Source organism: Albidovulum denitrificans (genome assembly GCF_002973535.1).
In the GTDB taxonomy this organism is placed as follows: domain Bacteria; phylum Pseudomonadota; class Alphaproteobacteria; order Rhodobacterales; family Rhodobacteraceae; genus Albidovulum; species Albidovulum denitrificans.
On record NZ_PVEP01000002.1, the window covers coordinates 459,265 to 476,022 of the forward strand.

The 16,758-nt window shown below is 68.0% G+C and carries 21 protein-coding genes; all 21 read left to right on the forward strand.

Annotated features, from left to right (window positions below; all coding sequences use genetic code 11):
- Positions 1-27 precede the first annotated feature (27 nt).
- The 21 genes from LX70_RS08015 (at position 28) to cysE (ending at position 16,691) form a co-directional block, all read left to right on the forward strand.
- Positions 28-648 carry a TetR/AcrR family transcriptional regulator gene (locus LX70_RS08015; protein WP_105514183.1) on the forward strand — a complete coding sequence of 207 codons (621 nt, stop codon included), beginning with the start codon at positions 28-30 and terminating at the stop codon, positions 646-648.
- 144 nt (positions 649-792) lie between these two features.
- A complete protein-coding gene (locus tag LX70_RS08020) occupies positions 793-1,119 on the forward strand; it encodes a BAR domain-containing protein (protein ID WP_146111566.1) in 327 nt (108 codons plus the stop codon).
- A complete protein-coding gene (locus LX70_RS08025) occupies positions 1,067-2,410 on the forward strand; it encodes a DNA-packaging protein (RefSeq protein ID WP_105514019.1) in 1,344 nt (447 codons plus the stop codon). The genes LX70_RS08020 and LX70_RS08025 overlap by 53 nt, the downstream gene beginning before the upstream one ends.
- Positions 2,411-2,513: 103 nt before the next feature.
- The gene (locus tag LX70_RS08030) at positions 2,514-3,686 is read left to right on the forward strand and encodes a phage portal protein (RefSeq protein ID WP_105514020.1); all 1,173 of its coding nucleotides are present in this window, start codon (positions 2,514-2,516) and stop codon (positions 3,684-3,686) included.
- A gap of 2 nt (positions 3,687-3,688) precedes the next feature.
- A complete protein-coding gene (locus LX70_RS08035; RefSeq protein ID WP_105514021.1) occupies positions 3,689-3,925 on the forward strand; it encodes a GTA head formation protein, RCAP_rcc01685 family in 237 nt (78 codons plus the stop codon).
- A 2-nt stretch (positions 3,926-3,927) separates the two neighbouring features.
- Entirely contained in the window at positions 3,928-4,491 is a 564-nt protein-coding gene (locus LX70_RS08040; RefSeq protein ID WP_425430578.1) for an HK97 family phage prohead protease, read from the forward strand.
- A gap of 40 nt (positions 4,492-4,531) precedes the next feature.
- Entirely contained in the window at positions 4,532-5,740 is a 1,209-nt protein-coding gene (locus tag LX70_RS08045) for a phage major capsid protein (RefSeq protein ID WP_105514022.1), read from the forward strand.
- Positions 5,741-5,903: 163 nt separating this feature from the next.
- Positions 5,904-6,500 carry a head-tail connector protein gene (locus LX70_RS08050; RefSeq protein ID WP_105514023.1) on the forward strand — a complete coding sequence of 199 codons (597 nt, stop codon included), beginning with the start codon at positions 5,904-5,906 and terminating at the stop codon, positions 6,498-6,500.
- Positions 6,497-6,835 (forward strand): head-tail adaptor protein, encoded by a 339-nt coding sequence (locus tag LX70_RS08055; protein ID WP_105514024.1) that lies wholly within the window; start codon positions 6,497-6,499, stop codon positions 6,833-6,835. The genes LX70_RS08050 and LX70_RS08055 overlap by 4 nt, the downstream gene beginning before the upstream one ends.
- Positions 6,832-7,239, forward strand: coding sequence for a DUF3168 domain-containing protein (locus LX70_RS08060; protein ID WP_105514025.1), 408 nt, complete (start codon positions 6,832-6,834; stop codon positions 7,237-7,239). Before LX70_RS08055 ends, LX70_RS08060 begins: the two co-directional genes overlap by 4 nt.
- A gap of 89 nt (positions 7,240-7,328) precedes the next feature.
- Complete coding sequence (locus LX70_RS08065) at positions 7,329-7,742, forward strand: phage major tail protein, TP901-1 family (RefSeq protein ID WP_105514026.1); 414 nt, start codon at positions 7,329-7,331, stop codon at positions 7,740-7,742.
- Positions 7,742-8,062 carry a gene transfer agent family protein gene (locus LX70_RS08070; RefSeq protein WP_105514027.1) on the forward strand — a complete coding sequence of 107 codons (321 nt, stop codon included), beginning with the start codon at positions 7,742-7,744 and terminating at the stop codon, positions 8,060-8,062. Before LX70_RS08065 ends, LX70_RS08070 begins: the two co-directional genes overlap by 1 nt.
- On the forward strand, positions 8,059-8,307 hold the full coding sequence (locus tag LX70_RS08075) for a rcc01693 family protein (protein ID WP_105514028.1): 249 nt from the start codon (positions 8,059-8,061) through the stop codon (positions 8,305-8,307). The genes LX70_RS08070 and LX70_RS08075 overlap by 4 nt, the downstream gene beginning before the upstream one ends.
- The gene (locus tag LX70_RS08080) at positions 8,255-8,917 is read left to right on the forward strand and encodes a phage tail tape measure protein (RefSeq protein WP_105514029.1); all 663 of its coding nucleotides are present in this window, start codon (positions 8,255-8,257) and stop codon (positions 8,915-8,917) included. The genes LX70_RS08075 and LX70_RS08080 overlap by 53 nt, the downstream gene beginning before the upstream one ends.
- A 9-nt stretch (positions 8,918-8,926) precedes the next feature.
- A complete protein-coding gene (locus LX70_RS08085; protein ID WP_105514030.1) occupies positions 8,927-9,559 on the forward strand; it encodes a DUF2460 domain-containing protein in 633 nt (210 codons plus the stop codon).
- Positions 9,559-10,446, forward strand: coding sequence for a DUF2163 domain-containing protein (locus tag LX70_RS08090; RefSeq protein ID WP_105514031.1), 888 nt, complete (start codon positions 9,559-9,561; stop codon positions 10,444-10,446). Before LX70_RS08085 ends, LX70_RS08090 begins: the two co-directional genes overlap by 1 nt.
- Positions 10,443-10,880 (forward strand): C40 family peptidase, encoded by a 438-nt coding sequence (locus tag LX70_RS08095; RefSeq protein WP_105514032.1) that lies wholly within the window; start codon positions 10,443-10,445, stop codon positions 10,878-10,880. Before LX70_RS08090 ends, LX70_RS08095 begins: the two co-directional genes overlap by 4 nt.
- A gap of 12 nt (positions 10,881-10,892) precedes the next feature.
- On the forward strand, positions 10,893-14,798 hold the full coding sequence (locus tag LX70_RS08100) for a baseplate multidomain protein megatron (RefSeq protein WP_105514033.1): 3,906 nt from the start codon (positions 10,893-10,895) through the stop codon (positions 14,796-14,798).
- Positions 14,791-15,501, forward strand: a complete 711-nt coding sequence (locus LX70_RS08105) for a DUF2793 domain-containing protein (protein ID WP_105514034.1) — start codon at positions 14,791-14,793, stop codon at positions 15,499-15,501. The genes LX70_RS08100 and LX70_RS08105 overlap by 8 nt, the downstream gene beginning before the upstream one ends.
- A 6-nt stretch (positions 15,502-15,507) precedes the next feature.
- Positions 15,508-15,801, forward strand: a complete 294-nt coding sequence (locus LX70_RS08110; protein ID WP_105514035.1) for a DUF7742 family protein — start codon at positions 15,508-15,510, stop codon at positions 15,799-15,801.
- An 80-nt stretch (positions 15,802-15,881) separates the two neighbouring features.
- Positions 15,882-16,691: a serine O-acetyltransferase gene (cysE, locus tag LX70_RS08115; protein ID WP_105514036.1), complete on the forward strand. Its 810-nt coding sequence runs from the start codon at positions 15,882-15,884 to the stop codon at positions 16,689-16,691.
- Positions 16,692-16,758: the final 67 nt, after the last annotated feature.

Sequence of the window (16,758 nt, forward strand, 5' to 3'; positions counted from 1 at the left end):
GTAATTGTCAATGGTCGGGAGATGGGCATGCGCGAAGAAACACGGAGCGGGCGGCGGAAAGAGATCGAGGACGCGGCTTGCCGCTTGCTGGAAACGCAGGGATACGCCGGTGCGTCTATGTTGAGCGTCGCCAAGGCCGTCGGCGCATCGAACGAGACGCTCTATCGCTGGTATGGCGACAAGAAGGGACTGTTCCGGGCGGTTGCGGAAGCCAATGCAGAGACGGTAGGGGCGCGGCTGGACGCTGCGCTGGCGGGGCAGGGCGATCCCATTGCCGCACTTACAGAGGTCGGTGAGCCGCTGTTGAAAATGCTGACTGGCCCGCGTGCGGTCGCGTTGAACAGGGCCGCTGCGGCCGACCCAACGGGTGAACTGGGCAAGGCGATAGCAGAGGGCGGGCGGGAGGCTGTGCTGCCAAGGATCGTGGCGCTTGTGGCTGCGGGCGTCGGGGCAGGTCGGCTGGACGTTTCCTCAGCCGAGGCAGGGGCCGACCTATTCCTTCGGTTGCTGATCGGAGACTGGCAGGTTCGCCGGGTGATCGGGGCGATGGAGGTTCCGGAGCAGGCGGCAATTGCGGCACGGGCGCGAGAGGCCATGGTGGCGTTCCTGACGCTCTGCGCCCCGGCGAACGATCCGTTAACCATCTGATAACACAGTTTTTCTTGACTTTCCGAACGGTCGGGGATATTCCTTCGGGCAAGCTAGAAGAAGTGGGCAAGCGGCCGGGGGCGACCTCAGGGCCGCTTTTTCATTTCGCTCGTGCGGACAGGCATGAGAGGCGGGCCAGACTGCATGATTACCTTGATTTCGGAAGACGAAATCTCCTCCAGCCCTTCGGTCGTGGAGGTTGGGGAACTGATCAATGAGGCGAAGGAGGCGCTGAACGCCGCGCTGCGGAGGTTCAGGGCGGGTGAGTTGGGGGAGGCAAGGGAGATCGCCAAGCAGATTGGCGAGGTCCGGTCTGCCTACAAGACGGCATTGGAAGAGAGGATACGCGTTGCAAAACTTCGCAAAGACGAAGCCGGGGTCGTTTACGACTACGCGCTCGACTTCGACGCGGCGCGGGATGAAATCTGCCGCCGCCTGGCTTGCCTGCGCGACGCCGGAGACGGTCGATGAGTTCCTGACCGGCCTCAGCGACGCGGCGCTGATGTCGCTGCCCTGGCTTTTCGAGGTCTGGGCGCTGCCGCATCAGCTGCCGCCCGAGGGGGTCTGGAAGACCTGGATCATCATGGGCGGGCGTGGCGCGGGCAAGACCCGCGCCGGGTCCGAATGGGTCCGGGCCGAGGTCGAGGGGGCGCGCCCCCTCGATCCCGGCCGGTCGAAGCGGGTGGCGCTGGTCGGCGAGACGCTGGAGCAGGTCGAGAAGGTGATGATCTTCGGCGACAGCGGCATCATGGCCTGTTCGCCGCCCGACCGGAAACCGAAATGGGAGGCGACGAAGCGGCGGCTGGTCTGGCCGAACGGGGCGGTGGCGGAGGCCTATTCCGCCTTCTCCCCCGAGGCGCTGCGGGGGCCGCAATTCGATGCCGCCTGGGCCGATGAACTGGCGAAATGGACCAAGGGCGAAGAGGCCTGGGACATGCTGCAATTCGCGCTGCGGCTGGGTCCCGACCCGCGCCAGGTGGTGACGACGACGCCGAGGAACGTGGGCGTGTTGAAGGCGATCCTGAAGAACCCGTCGACCGTCATCACCCAGGCCCCGACCGAGGCGAACCGGGCCTATCTGGCGGCCTCGTTCCTCGAAGAGGTGCGGGCGCGCTATGCCGGGACAAGGAAGGGGCGGCAGGAGTTGAACGGCGAGTTGCTGGAGGATCTGGAGGGCGCGCTCTGGACCGCGTCGATGATCGAGGCGGCGCAGGCGGAGGCGCCCAAGGCCTTCAGCCGCGTGGTGGTGGCGGTCGATCCGCCGGTCACCGGGCATGAGGGATCGGACGAATGCGGTATCGTCGTTGTGGGCGCGCTGACCGAGGGGCCGCCGTCGGACTGGCGGGCCTGGGTTCTGGAGGACGCGAGCGTCAGCGCGGCAAGCCCCGACGCCTGGGCGCGGGCCGCGGTGGCGGCGATGCACCGGCATGGCGCGGACCGGCTGGTGGCCGAGGTCAATCAGGGCGGTGCGCTGGTGGAAAGCGTGGTGCGGACGGTCGATCCGCTGATCTCTTACCGGCCGGTTCATGCCTCGCGCGGGAAGGCGGCGCGGGCGGAGCCGGTGGCGGCGCTTTACGAGCAGGGCCGGGTGCATCACCTGCGCGGGCTTGAGGTGCTGGAGGACCAGATGGGCCGGATGACGACACGCGGCTATGAGGGGCGCGGATCGCCGGACCGGGTGGATGCGCTGGTCTGGGCGCTGACCGACCTCATGCTGGACCCGGCGGCGAAATGGCGGCGGCCGCAGGTGCGAAGCCTGTGACGGCGCGGCGGGGGGCCGTCTGCCCCCCGCACCCCCCGAGAGTATTTCGACCACAGTGAAAGCAGGGGCGCCGGCCCCTGGTGGCTGAACGAGGAGAATTCGGATGGCATGGAACATCTTCCGGCGCGCCGAGGGCGTGGTGCCGGAGCAAAAGGCCTCGGCCACGGGGCGGGTGATCGCCTGGGGATCGTCGGGGCGCGTGGCCTGGTCGCCCCGCGACGCGGTGAGCCTGACCAAGACCGGGTTTTCCGGCAATCCGGTGGGGTTCCGGGCGGTCAAGCTGATCGCCGAGGCGGCGGCGGCGCTGCCGCTGGTCTGTCAGGACCGCGAGCGGCGCTATGACCTGCACCCGGTGATCGACCTGATGCGGCGGCCCAATCCGGGGCAGGGGCGGGCCGAGCTGTTCGAGGCCTTGTATGGTCAGCTCTTGTTGAGCGGGAACGGTTATGTCGAGGCGGTGGGGGGCGCCGGGCTGCCGGTGGAGCTGCATGTGCTGCGGTCCGACCGGATGTCTCTGGTTCCCGGTGCCGATGGCTGGCCGGTGGCCTATGACTATACCGTCGGCGGGCGCAAGCATCGTTTCGACATGGCGGGGCCGGTCGATCCGGTCTGCCATATCAAGAGCTTTCATCCGCAGGACGATCACTACGGGCTGTCGCCGATGCAGGCGGCAGCGGTGGCGGTCGATGTGCATAACAGCGCCTCGAGCTGGTCGAAGGCGCTTTTGGACAATGCGGCGCGGCCTTCGGGGGCCATCGTCTACAAGGGGACGGACGGGCAGGGGGCGCTGGCGCCCGACCAGTATGACCGGCTGATCCACGAGATGGAGATGCACCATCAGGGCGCGCGCAATGCCGGGCGGCCGATGTTGCTGGAAGGGGGGCTGGACTGGAAGCCGATGGGGTTCAGCCCGTCGGACATGGAGTTCCAGAAGACCAAGGAGGCGGCGGCGCGGGAGATCGCGGTGGCCTTCGGGGTGCCGCCGATGCTGCTGGGCATTCCGGGCGACGCGACCTATGCGAATTACCAGGAGGCGAACCGGGCCTTCTATCGCCTGACAGTTCTGCCGCTGGCAACGCGGGTCACGGCGGCGGTGGCCTATTGGCTGTCCACCCATCTGGGCGAGGAGATCGAGCTGAAGCCCGATCTGGACCAGGTGCCGGCGCTGGCGGGCGAGCGCGACCAGCAATGGAAGCGGGTCGGCGAGGCGCTGTTCCTGACCGATGCTGAAAAGCGCGCCATCCTTGGCCTGCCGCCGCTGCCGGGCGGGGCGTGAGCATGGCGGGTGCGGGGTCGCGTTACCTCAAGGAGCCGTTTCCCTGCGCGCATGAGCATCGCTTCGAGGCGGTGGACCGGATCATGTCCCTTCAGTTCGAGACCGTCGAAAAGCGGCTTGAGCGGATCGAGGGCATGATCCTGGGCGTGGAAAAGCGGCTTTGGATGACGGTGTTCGGGGTCGTCGGCGTGATCCTGAGCCAGGCGGCGCAGTCGATCATCGAGTTCGGGCCGAAATGAGGATGAGCCAGATGGTGAACGAATACGGGCTGGAGACGAAGTTCTGCCGGCTGGGCGAGGATATCCGGCTGACCGAGGGCAGCCGGATCGAGGGCTATGCGTCCTTCTTCGGCCTGACCGATCAGGGCGGCGATGTGGTGATGCCGGGGGCCTATGCGCGGTCGCTGACACGGCTGAAGGCCGAGGGGCGCGCGGTCAGGATGCTGTGGCAGCATGACGCGACGCAGCCCATCGGCGTCTGGGACGAGATCGCCGAGGACGGGCGCGGCCTGAAGGTGAAGGGCCGTATCCTGACCGAGGTGGACAAGGGCCGCGAGGCGGCGGCGCTGGTTGCGGCGGGGGCGATCGACGGGCTGTCGATCGGCTATCGCACGGTGACGGCGGAGAAGGATGCGAAGGGCCAGCGGCTTCTTCGTGAGGTGGAGCTTTGGGAGGTGTCGCTTGTCACCTTCCCGATGCTTCCCGAGGCGCGGGTCGGGGCCAAGGGCGACAGCCCGGAGGCCATGGACCTGCGCGAACTGGCGGCGCTGTTCGACGCGGCGCGGCGGGTGTTGGCGGGGCGCTAGCCGCCCCTTTCGACGCAACCCCTGACACGAGGTGATGGGTATGAAGACGACCGAGACGAAAGCTCGGGCCGGGGAAGGCGTGTCCGGCGCTCCGGCCGAGGAGGTGAAGTCCGCGCTTGCCGGTTTTCTGGGCGAGTTCAAGGGCTTTCAGGACGAGATGACATCGAAGCTGCAACAACAGGAAGAGCGACTGACCATGCTGGATCGCAAATCTACGACTGCCGGTTTTGCCCAGGGGCGCCCGGCGCTGTCCACCGCCGTTGACCTCGACGCGCCGCACAAGAAGGCGTTCGGCGCCTATCTGCGGTCGGGCGACGATGACGGGCTGCGGGGCCTTGTCCTTGAGGGCAAGGCGCTGAACACGCAGGTCAACGCCGATGGCGGGTTCCTTGTCGATCCCGAGACCTCGGACCGCATTCGCGGGGTTCTGAAATCCACCGCCTCGGTCCGCGCCATCGCCAATGTCGTGCAGGTCGAGGCGACCTCGTTCGACGTGCTGGTCGACCACACCGACCTCGGTTCCGGCTGGGCGACGGAGACCGGCACGCTGAGCGAGACCGGCACGCCGCAGATCGACCGCATCTCCATCCCGCTGCATGAGCTTTCGGCGATGCCCAAGGCCAGCCAGCGCCTGCTGGACGACAGTGCCTTCGACGTCGAGGGCTGGCTGGCCGAACGCATCGCCGACAAGTTCGCCCGCGCGGAATCGCAGGCCTTCGTGTCGGGTGACGGGATCGACAAGCCGACAGGTTTCCTGAGCCACACGGCGGTCGACAATGGCCTTTGGACCTGGGGCTCGCTGGGCTATGTGCCGACCGGCGCGGACGGCGATTTCGCGCCCACCAACGCCTCGGATTCGATCATCGACCTGGTCTATGCGCTGGACGCCGAGTACCGCGCCAACGCGACCTTCGTGATGAATTCGAAGACCGCGGGCGCGGTGCGCAAGATGAAGGATGCCGATGGCCGCTTCCTGTGGTCCGACGGTCTGGCGGCGGGGGAACCCGCGCGCCTGATGGGCTATCCGGTCCTGATCTCGGAGGACATGCCGGACATCGCCTCAGGTACCTTCGCGGTTGCCTTCGGGGACTTCCACAACGGCTATACGGTCGCCGAACGCCCCGACATGCGGGTGCTGCGCGATCCGTTCTCGGCCAAGCCGCATGTCCTCTTCTACGCCTCCAAGCGCGTGGGCGGCGATGTGAGCGACTTTGCCGCGATCAAGCTTCTGAAGTTCGCCATCGCCTGAGGTGGCGTTCCGGCCGGGGGCCTTCGCGGGTCTCCGGCCGTTCGGGCGCGGGTCGCCGGTTTTTCCCCCGTATTGTCTAGCTGCTCCCTCCGTCCGAGCAATGCGGGCAGACCCGCGCCCGTTTCCTTCCCGGATCGGGGGCGCATAAAGCGGAGATATTCCCATGATGCTGAGCGAAGTTCTGGCGGTGCCGCAGGCCGCCTTGCCGGTGGCGGCCTTCAAGGACCATCTGCGGCTTGGCACCGGGTTCGCCGATGACGGCGTGCAGGACGCGCTGGCCGAAAGCTATCTTCGCGCGGCGATGGCCGCGATCGAGGGGCGGATCGGCAAGGCGCTGATCGCGCGGGATTTCCTGCTGTCGCTGGAAGGCTGGCGCTGGCCGGACAGCCAGGCGCTGCCGCTGGCGCCGGTGACGGGGGTGGTCTCCCTCACGGTTTATGACCGCGACGGGGTGCCGGACCTGATCGACCCGGCGCGCTACCGGCTGGCAAAGGACATGCATCGGCCGCGCCTTGTGGCGGCGGGCGCGCTGTTGCCCGGCATCGCCAGCGGCGGGCGGGCGGAGATCGTGTTTTCGGCCGGGTTCGGCCCGGCCTGGGCCGATGTGCCGGGCGATCTGGCGCAGGCGGTGTTCCTGCTGGCGGCGTCTTATCACGAGGTGCGCCATGAACAGGGCGAGGGCGCGGCGATGCCTTTTGGCGTGACGGCTCTGATCGAGCGCTGGCGCACGGTGCGCGTGCTGGGCGGGGGCGCGGCATGAGGGTGCCGCATCTGAACCGCAAGCTGGTGCTGGAAGAGGCGCAGCGCGTGGCCGACGGCGCGGGCGGGTTCGCGCTGACATGGGTGGCGATGGGCGCGCTTTGGGCCGCGGTCGATGCCGGGACGGGGCGCGAGCGGGCGGGCGAATTCGCGACGCTGTCGCAGGTCACCTACCGCATCACCGTGCGCGGTGCGCCGCAGGGGGCGCCGTCGCGGCCGAAGCCGGAGCAGCGGTTCCGGGACGGTGCGCGTATCTTCCGCATCACGGCCGTGACCGAGGCCGATGAGGCGGGCCGTTATCTGGTCTGTTACGCGCAGGAGGAGGTCCTGGCATGAGCTATGGTGTCGGCGCCGCGCTTCAGGCGGCGGTCTATCAGCGGCTGGTGGGGGACGGGGCGCTGGATGCGCTGGTTTCCGGCGCGATCCACGATTCGATCCCGCCGGGGACGGTGACGGGGACCTATGTCTCGCTTGGCCCCGAGGATGCGCGCGATGCCTCCGATCAGGTCGGACGCGGCGCGCTGCATGAATTCACCGTCTCGGTCGTCACCGATCAGGCGGGGTTCCAGCAGGCCAAGGCGGTCGCGGCGGCGGTGTCGGACGCGCTGACCGGGGCAAGCCTGCCGCTGTCGCGGGGGCGGCTGGTCGGTCTGTGGTTCCTGTCGGCGCGCGCAAGGCGGGTCGAGAAGGCGGATGTGCGCCGGATCGACCTGACCTTCCGGGCGCGGGTCGAGGATTAGAGCGATCTGATCGCTTTCACAAATCGAACAATATTTGGCAAGAAACGGCATAAAATCTGCCGTTCTGTTTCACATATCGGAGAACTCTCATGGGTGCCCAGAACGGCAAGGACCTTCTTGTCAAGCTCGACCTCACCGGGGGCGGGCAATTCACCACCATCGCGGGGCTGCGCGCCACGCGGATCAGCTTCAACGCCGAAACGGTCGATGTCACCAGCCTTGAAAGCCAGGGCGGCTGGCGCGAGCTTCTGGGCGGCGCGGGGGTGCGGTCGGCCTCGGTCTCCGGCTCGGGCGTGTTTGTGGACAGCGCCACGGATGACCGCGCGCGGCAGATCTTCTTTTCCGGCACGGTCGAGGCGTTTCAGGTGATCATCCCCGATTTCGGCATCGTCGAAGGGCCGTTCCAGATCACCGCCATCGAATATGCCGGAAGCTATAACGGCGAGGCGACCTATGAGCTGTCTCTGGCCTCGGCCGGGGCGCTGAGCTTCACGGCGATCTGATGGCGAACCCCTGGACGGGCGAGGTCGCGATCACGCTGAACGGGGTGCCGCATGCCGCAAAGCTGACGCTGGGCGCGCTGGCGGAGTTGGAGGCGGAGCTTGGGACCGGGACGCTGGTCGAACTGGTCGAACGGTTCGAGGCAGGGCGGTTTTCCACCCGCGACGTGCTGATGCTGGTCGTCGCGGGCCTTCGCGGCGGCGGCTGGGGCGGAACGGCGGGTGACCTGATGGCGGTCGAGATCGGCGGCGGTCCGGTCGGCGCGGCGCGGGCGGCGGCAGAGCTTCTGGCCCGCGCCTTCACGGTGCCGGAGGCGCGATGAGCGCCTTCGACTGGCCCGGCCTGATGCGGGCGGGGATGGGGTCGCTTGGCCTGCATCCCGAGCAGTTCTGGAAGCTGACCCCGGCGGAGCTGGTGCTGATGCTGGGCGATCCGGCGGCGGTGGCGCCTCTGGACCGCGCGCGGTTGAGCGAACTGGCGCGGGCCTGGCCGGACGAGATCAAGGAGGACGAGGATGGCACTGACCGACGGGCTGGACGGCTTGGCCCAGCAGGTGACGACGCTTGAGCAGACGCTGGGCGGCGCGCAGACGATGACGGCGGCCTTTGACGCCGAGCTGGGCCGGATGCGGGACAGCATGGTCTTCACGGGGCGCGAGGTGTCTTCGCTTTCCACCAGTATCGGGGGCGGGCTGCGGCGGGCCTTCGATGGTCTCGTCTTCGACGGGATGAAGCTGTCGGACGCGCTGAAGGGCCTGGCGCAGACCATGGTGGACAGCGTCTACAACATCGCCATGCGGCCGGTGCAGCAGGCCGTGGGCGGCGCGATCGCGGGCGGGATGAACGGCCTGTTGAGCGGGCTTTTCCCCTTCGAGAAGGGTGGCAGCTTTGCCCAGGGCCGGGTGATGCCCTTCGCCAGGGGGGGTGTCGTCTCCTCCCCCACCATGTTCCCGATGCGCGGTGCGCGCGGGTTGATGGGCGAGGCGGGGCCTGAGGCGATCATGCCGCTGACGCGGGGCGCGGACGGGCGGCTGGGCGTTCAGGCGCAGGGCGGCGGGCGCGCGGTCAATATCGTGATGAACGTGACGACGCCGGATGTGCAGGGCTTCGCCCGCAGCCAGAGCCAGATCGCGGCGCAGATGAGCCGGGCGCTCGCGCGTGGCGAACGCAACAGGTGAGGGGCAGAGATGGCATTTCACGAGATACGCTTTCCCGCCAAGCTGAGCTTCGGTTCGGTCGGCGGGCCGGAGCGGCGGACCGAGATCGTCCAGCTGACGAACGGGTTCGAGGAACGCAACACGCCCTGGTCCCAGTCGCGCCGGCGCTATGACGCGGGGCTGAGCCTGCGCTCGCTGGACGATATTGGCGAGTTGATCGCGTTTTTCGAGGCGCGGCAGGGGCAGTTGAACGGATTTCGCTGGAAGGACTGGGCGGATTACAAATCCTGCGCCGCCTCGGCCACGGTCGGGTATGAGGATCAGGTGATCGGGGTCGGGGATGGCGTGACCCGCGATTTCGCGCTGTCGAAGACCTATGCCTCTGGCGGGTCGGCCGAGATGCGCGGGATCGCCAAGCCGGTGCAGGGCACGGTGCGGCTGGGCCTTCAGGGCGACGAACTGGTCGAGACGGTCCATTTCACGGTCGATTACGCCACCGGCATCGTGAGTTTCGCCAGCCCGCCCGCGGTTGGGGCGCAGGTCACGGCGGGCTATGAATTCGACGTGCCGGTGCGCTTTGACACCGACCGTATCCAGGTCTCGGTCGCGTCGTTCCAGGCTGGTGAGGTGCCGCAGGTGCCGGTGGTCGAGGTGCGGCTGTGATGGGCTATTCGGACGCTATGAAAGCGCATCTTGCGGGCGGCGCCACGACGCTGGCGCGCTGTTTCGCGGTGACGCGGAAGGACGGGCTTGTCCTTGGCTTTACCGATCACGACCGGGATCTGGGCTTCGACGGGATCACGTTTCGCGCCGATAGCGGCCTGACCGCGAAGGCGATCCAGCAGGCGACGGGCCTGTCGGTGGACAACAGCGAGGCCTTCGGCGCACTGCGGTCGGCCGCGATCACCGAGGCCGATATTCTGGCCGGGCGCTATGACGGCGCGGAGGTGCGCGCCTGGCTGGTGAACTGGGCCGATCCTGCGGTCCGGGTGCTGCAATTCCGCGGGACGTTGGGGGAAATCGTGCGGTCGGGCGGGGCCTTCACGGCCGAGTTGCGGGGGCTGAGCGAGGCGCTGAACCAGCCGGTCGGGCTGATCTATCACGCGCGCTGTTCGGCAGTGCTGGGCGACGGACGCTGCGGGTTCGACCTGTCGCAGCCGGGCTATGCCGAGGAGCGCGCCGTGGAGGCGATCGAGGAGGGCCGGGTGTTCCGCTTCGCCGCCATGCCGGGCTTCGAGGACCGCTGGTTCGAGAAGGGGCGGCTGGTGGTGCTGGACGGTGTCGCGAAGGGGCTGGTCGGGTCGATCAAGAATGACAGGGTCAGGGGCGCGGGGCGCGAGGTGGAGCTTTGGCAGGGCCTTGGCGCCGTTCCCGCCGAGGGTGACATGGTGCGGATCGAGGCCGGGTGCGATCGGCGGGCAGAGACCTGTCGGTTGAAATTCAACAATTTCCCGAACTTCCGCGGCTTTCCTCATGTTCCGGGAGAGGATTGGGTGATGTCCTATCCGGTCAGCTCCGCCCGCAACGATGGCGGGAGCCTTTCGGGATGAGCGGCACGAATGACCGCGCCGTTGCCGTTGCGCGGGGCTGGATCGGTACGCCTTATCGGCATCAGGCGGCGGTGCAGGGGGCCGGGACGGATTGCCTTGGCCTCTTGCGGGGTGTCTGGCGCGCGGTCTACGGCACCGAGCCGGAAGCGGTGCCGCCCTATACCGAGGACTGGAGCGAGCCGGGCGGCGAGGAGCGGCTTTGGGCGGCGGCGCTGCGCCATCTGGCCCCGGTCGCGCCGGGTGCCGCGCTGGCGCCGGGGCAGGTCCTGCTGTTTCGGATGCGCGATGGCGCGGTGGCGAAGCATCTGGGGCTGGTCGGGCGGGCCGGGTCCGCGCCGACTTTCATTCACGCCTATAGCGGGCATTCGGTCGTCGAAAGCCCGCTGTCGGCGCCCTGGTTGCGGCGTGTCGTCGCCCGTTTTGACTTTCCCTGAAGGAGCCTGAGCATGGCGACCATAGTCCTTTCCGCTGTCGGTGCCTCGGTCGGGGCGGGGTTCGGTGGCTCGATCCTTGGCTTGTCCGGCGCGGTGATCGGCCGTGCGGTGGGCGCGACCATCGGCCGGGTCATCGACCAGCGCCTGATGGGCGGCGGCGCGCGCGCGGTAGAGACGGGCAAGGTCGACCGCTTTCGCCTGAGTGGCGCCAGTGAAGGTGCGCCCATCGGGCAGGTCTGGGGCCGGATGCGGGTCGCTGGCCAGATCATCTGGGCGTCGCGCTTTCTGGACAGCACCACGGTCAGCGGCGGTGGCGGCAAGGGCGCGCCGAAACAGCCCAAGGTTACGGAACACAGCTATTCGGTCAGCCTTGCCATCGCGCTCTGCGAGGGGGAGATCGCGCGGGTCGGACGGGTCTGGGCCGACGGGACCGAAATCTCGCTGAGCGATGTGTCGATGCGCGTCTATACGGGCGCCGGGGATCAGCTTCCCGATCCGAAGATCGAGGCGGTCGAGGGGGCGGGGATGGCGCCTGCCTATCGCGGCCTTGCCTATGTGGTCTTCGAGGACCTGCCGCTTGGCGCCTATGGCAACCGGGTGCCGCAGTTCAGCTTCGAGGTGTTCCGCCCGGCGCAGGGGCCGGGGATCGGCGACGTGCCGGACCTGAGCCATGCCATCGCGGGCGTGACGCTGATCCCCGGCACGGGCGAATACGGGCTGGCAACGACGCCGGTGCATTATGCCGAGGGGTTGGGTCGCAACGTGTCGGCCAATGTCCATACGCCCGGAACGGCGACCGACCTGACGGTGTCTCTGAACGCTTTGGGCGAGGAATTGCCGGGCTGTGGGTCGGTCTCGGTCGTGGTGTCGTGGTTCGGGGACGATCTGCGTTGTGGCCAGTGCAGCGTCGCGCCGAAGGTGGAGAATACCGCCTTTGACGGGGTCGGGATGCCGTGGCGGTCGGGCGGGATCGGCCGCAGTCAGGCGGCCATGGTCGCGCGGGACAATGGGCGGCCTGTCTATGGCGGCACACCGGCAGATGCGGCCATTGTCGAGGCGTTGCAGGCTGTCAAACAGCGGGGCAAGGCGGCGGTTTTCTACCCCTTTATCCTGATGGAGCAACTGGCGGGCAATGGCCTGCCCGACCCGTGGAGCGGGGCGCCGGATCAGCCGGTCCTGCCCTGGCGCGGGCGGATCACGCTGTCGGTGGCGCCGGGGCAGGCGGGCAGCCCGGAGGGCAGCGCGCAGGCCGATGCCGAGGTTGCGGCCTTCTTCGGGACGGCGCAGGCAGGGGATTTTTCCACCACCGGGGGCATCGTCAGCTATTCCGGCCCGGCAGAGTGGTCCTATCGCCGCTTCATCCTGCACAACGCCCATCTTTGCGCGCTGGCGGGCGGCGTGGACGCCTTTTGCATCGGCTCGGAAATGCGGGGGCTGACACAGATTCGCGGCGCGGGGGGCGGGTTTCCCGCCGTTCAGGCGCTGCGCGCTCTGGCCGCCGATGTGCGCGCGATCCTCGGCCCTTCGGTCAAGATCGGCTACGCGGCGGACTGGTCGGAATATGCCGGGACGCAGGGCGCGGGGGGAGAGTTCCTTTATCACCTCGACCCGCTCTGGTCCGACCCCGAGATCGACTTTGTCGGCATCGACAACTACATGCCGCTGTCGGACTGGCGCGAGGGGGCCGACCATGCCGATGCGGGCTGGGGATCGGTCTATGACATCGACTATCTGAAGGCGAATGTGGCCGGGGGCGAGGGGTTCGACTGGTATTATGCCAGCGCGCAGGAGCGCGAGGCCCAGATCCGCACGCCGATCACCGATGGCGCCTATGGCGAGGACTGGGTCTGGCGGATCAAGGACATACGGTCCTGGTGGGAAAACCCGCATCACGACCGGCCCGGCGGCGTGAAGGGCGCACAGACGGCTTGGGTGCCGGGATCGAAGCCGGTCTGGTTCACCGAGTTCGGCTGCGCGGCGATCGACAAGGGGACCAACCAGCCGAACCGCTTCCTTGATCCGAAATCCTCGGAATCCGGGCTGCCATACTACTCTAACGGGCGCCGCGACGACCTGATGCAGATGCAATACCTGCGGGCCATGGTCGATTACTGGCGCGATCCGGCGAACAACCCGGTGTCAGAGGTCTATGGCGCGCCGATGGTCGATATGGGCCGCGCCCATGTCTGGGCCTGGGACGCGCGGCCGTTCCCGCAGTTTCCGGGCGACCGGGCGTTGTGGAGCGACGGCGACAACTATGCGCGGGGCCATTGGTTGAACGGGCGGGCGACGGCGCAGCCCCTGGCCAATGTCGTGGCGGAGATCTGCGAACGCTCTGGCGCGGAAGGTGTCGATGTTTCAAACCTTTACGGCCTCTTGCGCGGCTATGTGGTGGCCGATAACGGCAGCGGGCGCGGTGCGCTTCAGCCCTTGATGGTCAGCTATGGTTTCGACGCGGTGGAGCGCGACGGCGCCCTGCGCTTCGTCATGCGGACGGGGCTTTCGGACGCGGCCCTGTCGGCCGGAGACCTTGCCGTCGGCGAGGACACGAATGGCTGGGTCGAGACGCTGCGCGCGACGGATGCCGAGACGGTCGGCCGGGTGCGGCTGAACTATGTCGAGGCCGAGGGCGATTACGAAAGCCGCGCTGTCGAGGCGCTGCATCCGGCGGGCGATCTGCAATCGGTGTCGCAATCGGAATTCGCCATCGCCTTCACCCAGGCCGAGGCGCAGCGGACGGTGGAACGCTGGCTGACAGAGATGCGCGTCGCGCGGGACGGGGCGCGCTTTGCGCTGCCGCCGTCGCTGGGCCATGTCGGCGTCGGCGATGTGGTGGAGATGGAGGGCGGCCAGCGCTACCGGATCGACCGGGCCGAACAGGCGGGCGCGATCCAGCTTGAGGCGGTCAGGGTGGAACCGGGGGTCTATGTCGCCTCGGACGAAGCCGAGGGCGCGGTGGCGCCGCGCAACTTCGTGGCGCCGGTGCCGGTTCTGCCGATCTTCCTCGACCTGCCCCTGATGACGGGTGAGGAGGTTCCCCACGCGCCGCATCTGGCGGTGGCCGCGACCCCCTGGCCGGGATCGGTGGCGATCTATGGATCAGACCAGGATGCGGGCTATGTGCTGAACCGGCTGATCGCGGCGCAGGCGGTGATCGGGCGGACCGAAGGGCTTATGGCGCCGGCGCGTGGCTCGGTCTGGGACCGTTCGGCGCCTGTCCGGGTCGTGATGTCGGGCGGGGCGCTCAGCTCGGTCGCGGCGTCGCAACTGCTGAACGGGGCCAATCTCATGGCGGTGGGCGACGGCACGGCCGGCAACTGGGAGCTGTTCCAGTTCGCCGATGCCACGCTGGTTGCGCCCGATACCTACGATCTGTCGCTTTTGCTGCGCGGGCAGGCGGGAACCGAGGCTGCGGGCGCGGCAGGCTGGCCGGTGGGCAGTACGCTGGTCCTGATGAACGGCGCGCCGGGGCAGATCACCTTGCCTGTGAACGAACGCGATCTGGCGCGGCATTACCGGATCGGCTCTGCCCGGCTGGGCTATGACGATCCGTCCTATGTCCACCGGGTCGAGGCCTTCGCGGGCAACGGCCTGCGGCCCTATGCGCCGGTCCACCTGCGGGCGCTGGCGGGCGCGGGGGGCGATCTGGATGTCACCTGGACGCGCCGGACGCGGATCGGGGGCGATAGCTGGACCGGCCTCGATGTGCCGCTGAGCGAGGCTTACGAGGCCTATATGGTCCGTGTCCATGACGGCGGCCAGATGCGACGCGAGGCGGTGGTGAGCCAGCCGGGCTGGACCTACGGCGCGGCGCAGCAGGCCGCCGACGGGGTGGGTCAGAACTTTGAACTTCAGGTCGCCCAGCTGTCCGACACGTTCGGGCCGGGGGTGTTTGCGAGGATGGTCGTCAATGTCTAATACCACTCAACTCGGTCTGCCGCTGGTTCAGGCGGCGCAGGCGCAGAAGCATGTCACCGTGAACGAGGCGCTGATGCGGCTTGACGGTCTGGTGCAGCTGGTTCTGGTGTCCAAGACGCTGACGGTGCCGCCGGTCGCGGTGGTGGATGGCAGTTGCTACGCGGTTCCGGTGGGCGCGGTGAATGCCTGGAGCGGGCAGGAGGGCGCGATCGCCATCGGCGCGAATGGCGGCTGGGATTTCGTCGCCCCGAAGCGCGGCTGGCGCGCGTTCATCGCCGATGAGGGGGAGGCGGCGGTCTTTGACGGTGCGGACTGGCGCGACGGGTTCGTGACGCTGTCGCCCCATAACGCGGGCATGGCGATGCGGGTGGTCGAGGCCGATCACGTCATCGCGTCGGGGGCGACCTCGGCCACCGGATTCATCATCCCGTCAAACGCGGTGGTCGTGGGGGTGACCGGGCGTGTTCTGACAGACATCACCGGGACGCTTGGCACTTGGTCGCTGGGCAATCCCGGCGCGCCGACGCGGTTCGGGAGTGGGATCGGGACCGGCGCCGGGTCCTGGGTGCGGGGCCTACTGTCGCAGCCGACGGCCTATTACGCGCCCGAGGTCCTGCACCTTGAGGCGAGCGGCGGCGATTTCGCGGGCGGCACGGTACGCTTCGCGGTCCACTACCTTCAGATCGGGTTGCCGGATCTTTGACCGCCGATGCGCGAGGTCGTTCATGGCGACGTGGTGGCCACCGCCTGCGCCCTGATGGCGGTGCCGCCGGAGGGGTGGGAGGCCCGGATCGCGGGCTACCTGATCCGGGCCGATGCCGCGGACCGCTATCGCAGGCGGATCGGCCGGGCGCATCCCCACTGGGGCAATGGCAGCCTGATGGGCGCGGTCCTGTCCGGGGGCGATGTCTGGCCCGAACCGCGCCTGTCGGACCCGGTCTATGCCGAGGCGATGGTGGCTGTGCTGATGGCGCTGATCCGCCGAAAACAGGCGGTGCAATGACAAATCATTATGGAACGGGGCCTTCCCGTTTCCTGCCGGTTGTCTATCTGATATGCTCTGCACGAATGCGGAGAATTGCCATGTCTGAAAAACGCGCCGCCATTGCCCGAGTCGATCCCGTCTGGTCGCATATCTGCGACGAGGCCCGTGCCGCCGTCAGGGATGAGCCGCTGATGGGCGGGCTGATCCATTCCGGCATCCTGCACCACCCGACGCTGGAACGCGCGCTATCCTATCGCTTTTCGCTGAAGCTCGCCTCGGGCGAGATGAGCGAGCAGATCCTGCGCGAGATCGCGGATGAGGCCTATGCAGCCGACCCCGATCTTGGCCAGTCGGCGCGGGCCGATATCGTTGCCGTCTATGACCGTGACCCGGCCTGCCACCGCTTTATGCAGCCGCTTTTGTACTTCAAGGGCTATCAGGCGGTTCAGGCCTACCGGATCGGCCATTGGCTGTGGGGGCAGGGGCGGCGTGACCTTGCCTATTTCGTGCAGATGCGGGTGAGCGAGGCCTTTGGCGTCGATATTCATCCCGGCGCGGTGATCGGCAAGGGGATCATGATCGACCATGCCCATTCCATCGTCATCGGGGAAACGGCGGTCGTGGGCGACAATGTCTCCATGCTGCATTCGGTGACGCTGGGCGGGACCGGGAAAGAGGACGGCGACCGGCATCCGAAGATCGGCGATGGTGTGCTGATCGGGGCCGGGGCCAAGGTGCTGGGCAATATCCATGTCGGCGACCGCTCCCGTATCGCGGCCGGGTCGGTCGTGCTGCATGACGTGCCGTGCTGCAAGACGGTCGCGGGCGTGCCGGCAAAGGTGATTGGCGACGCGGGCTGCGACCAGCCGGCGCTGCTCATGGATCAGTTGATCGACCGCGAAAGCTGACTTTCGACGGGCTTGAACGAAAGGGGCCGGGCATCGCTGCCCGGCCCCTTTCGTGTTTTCGGCGAGG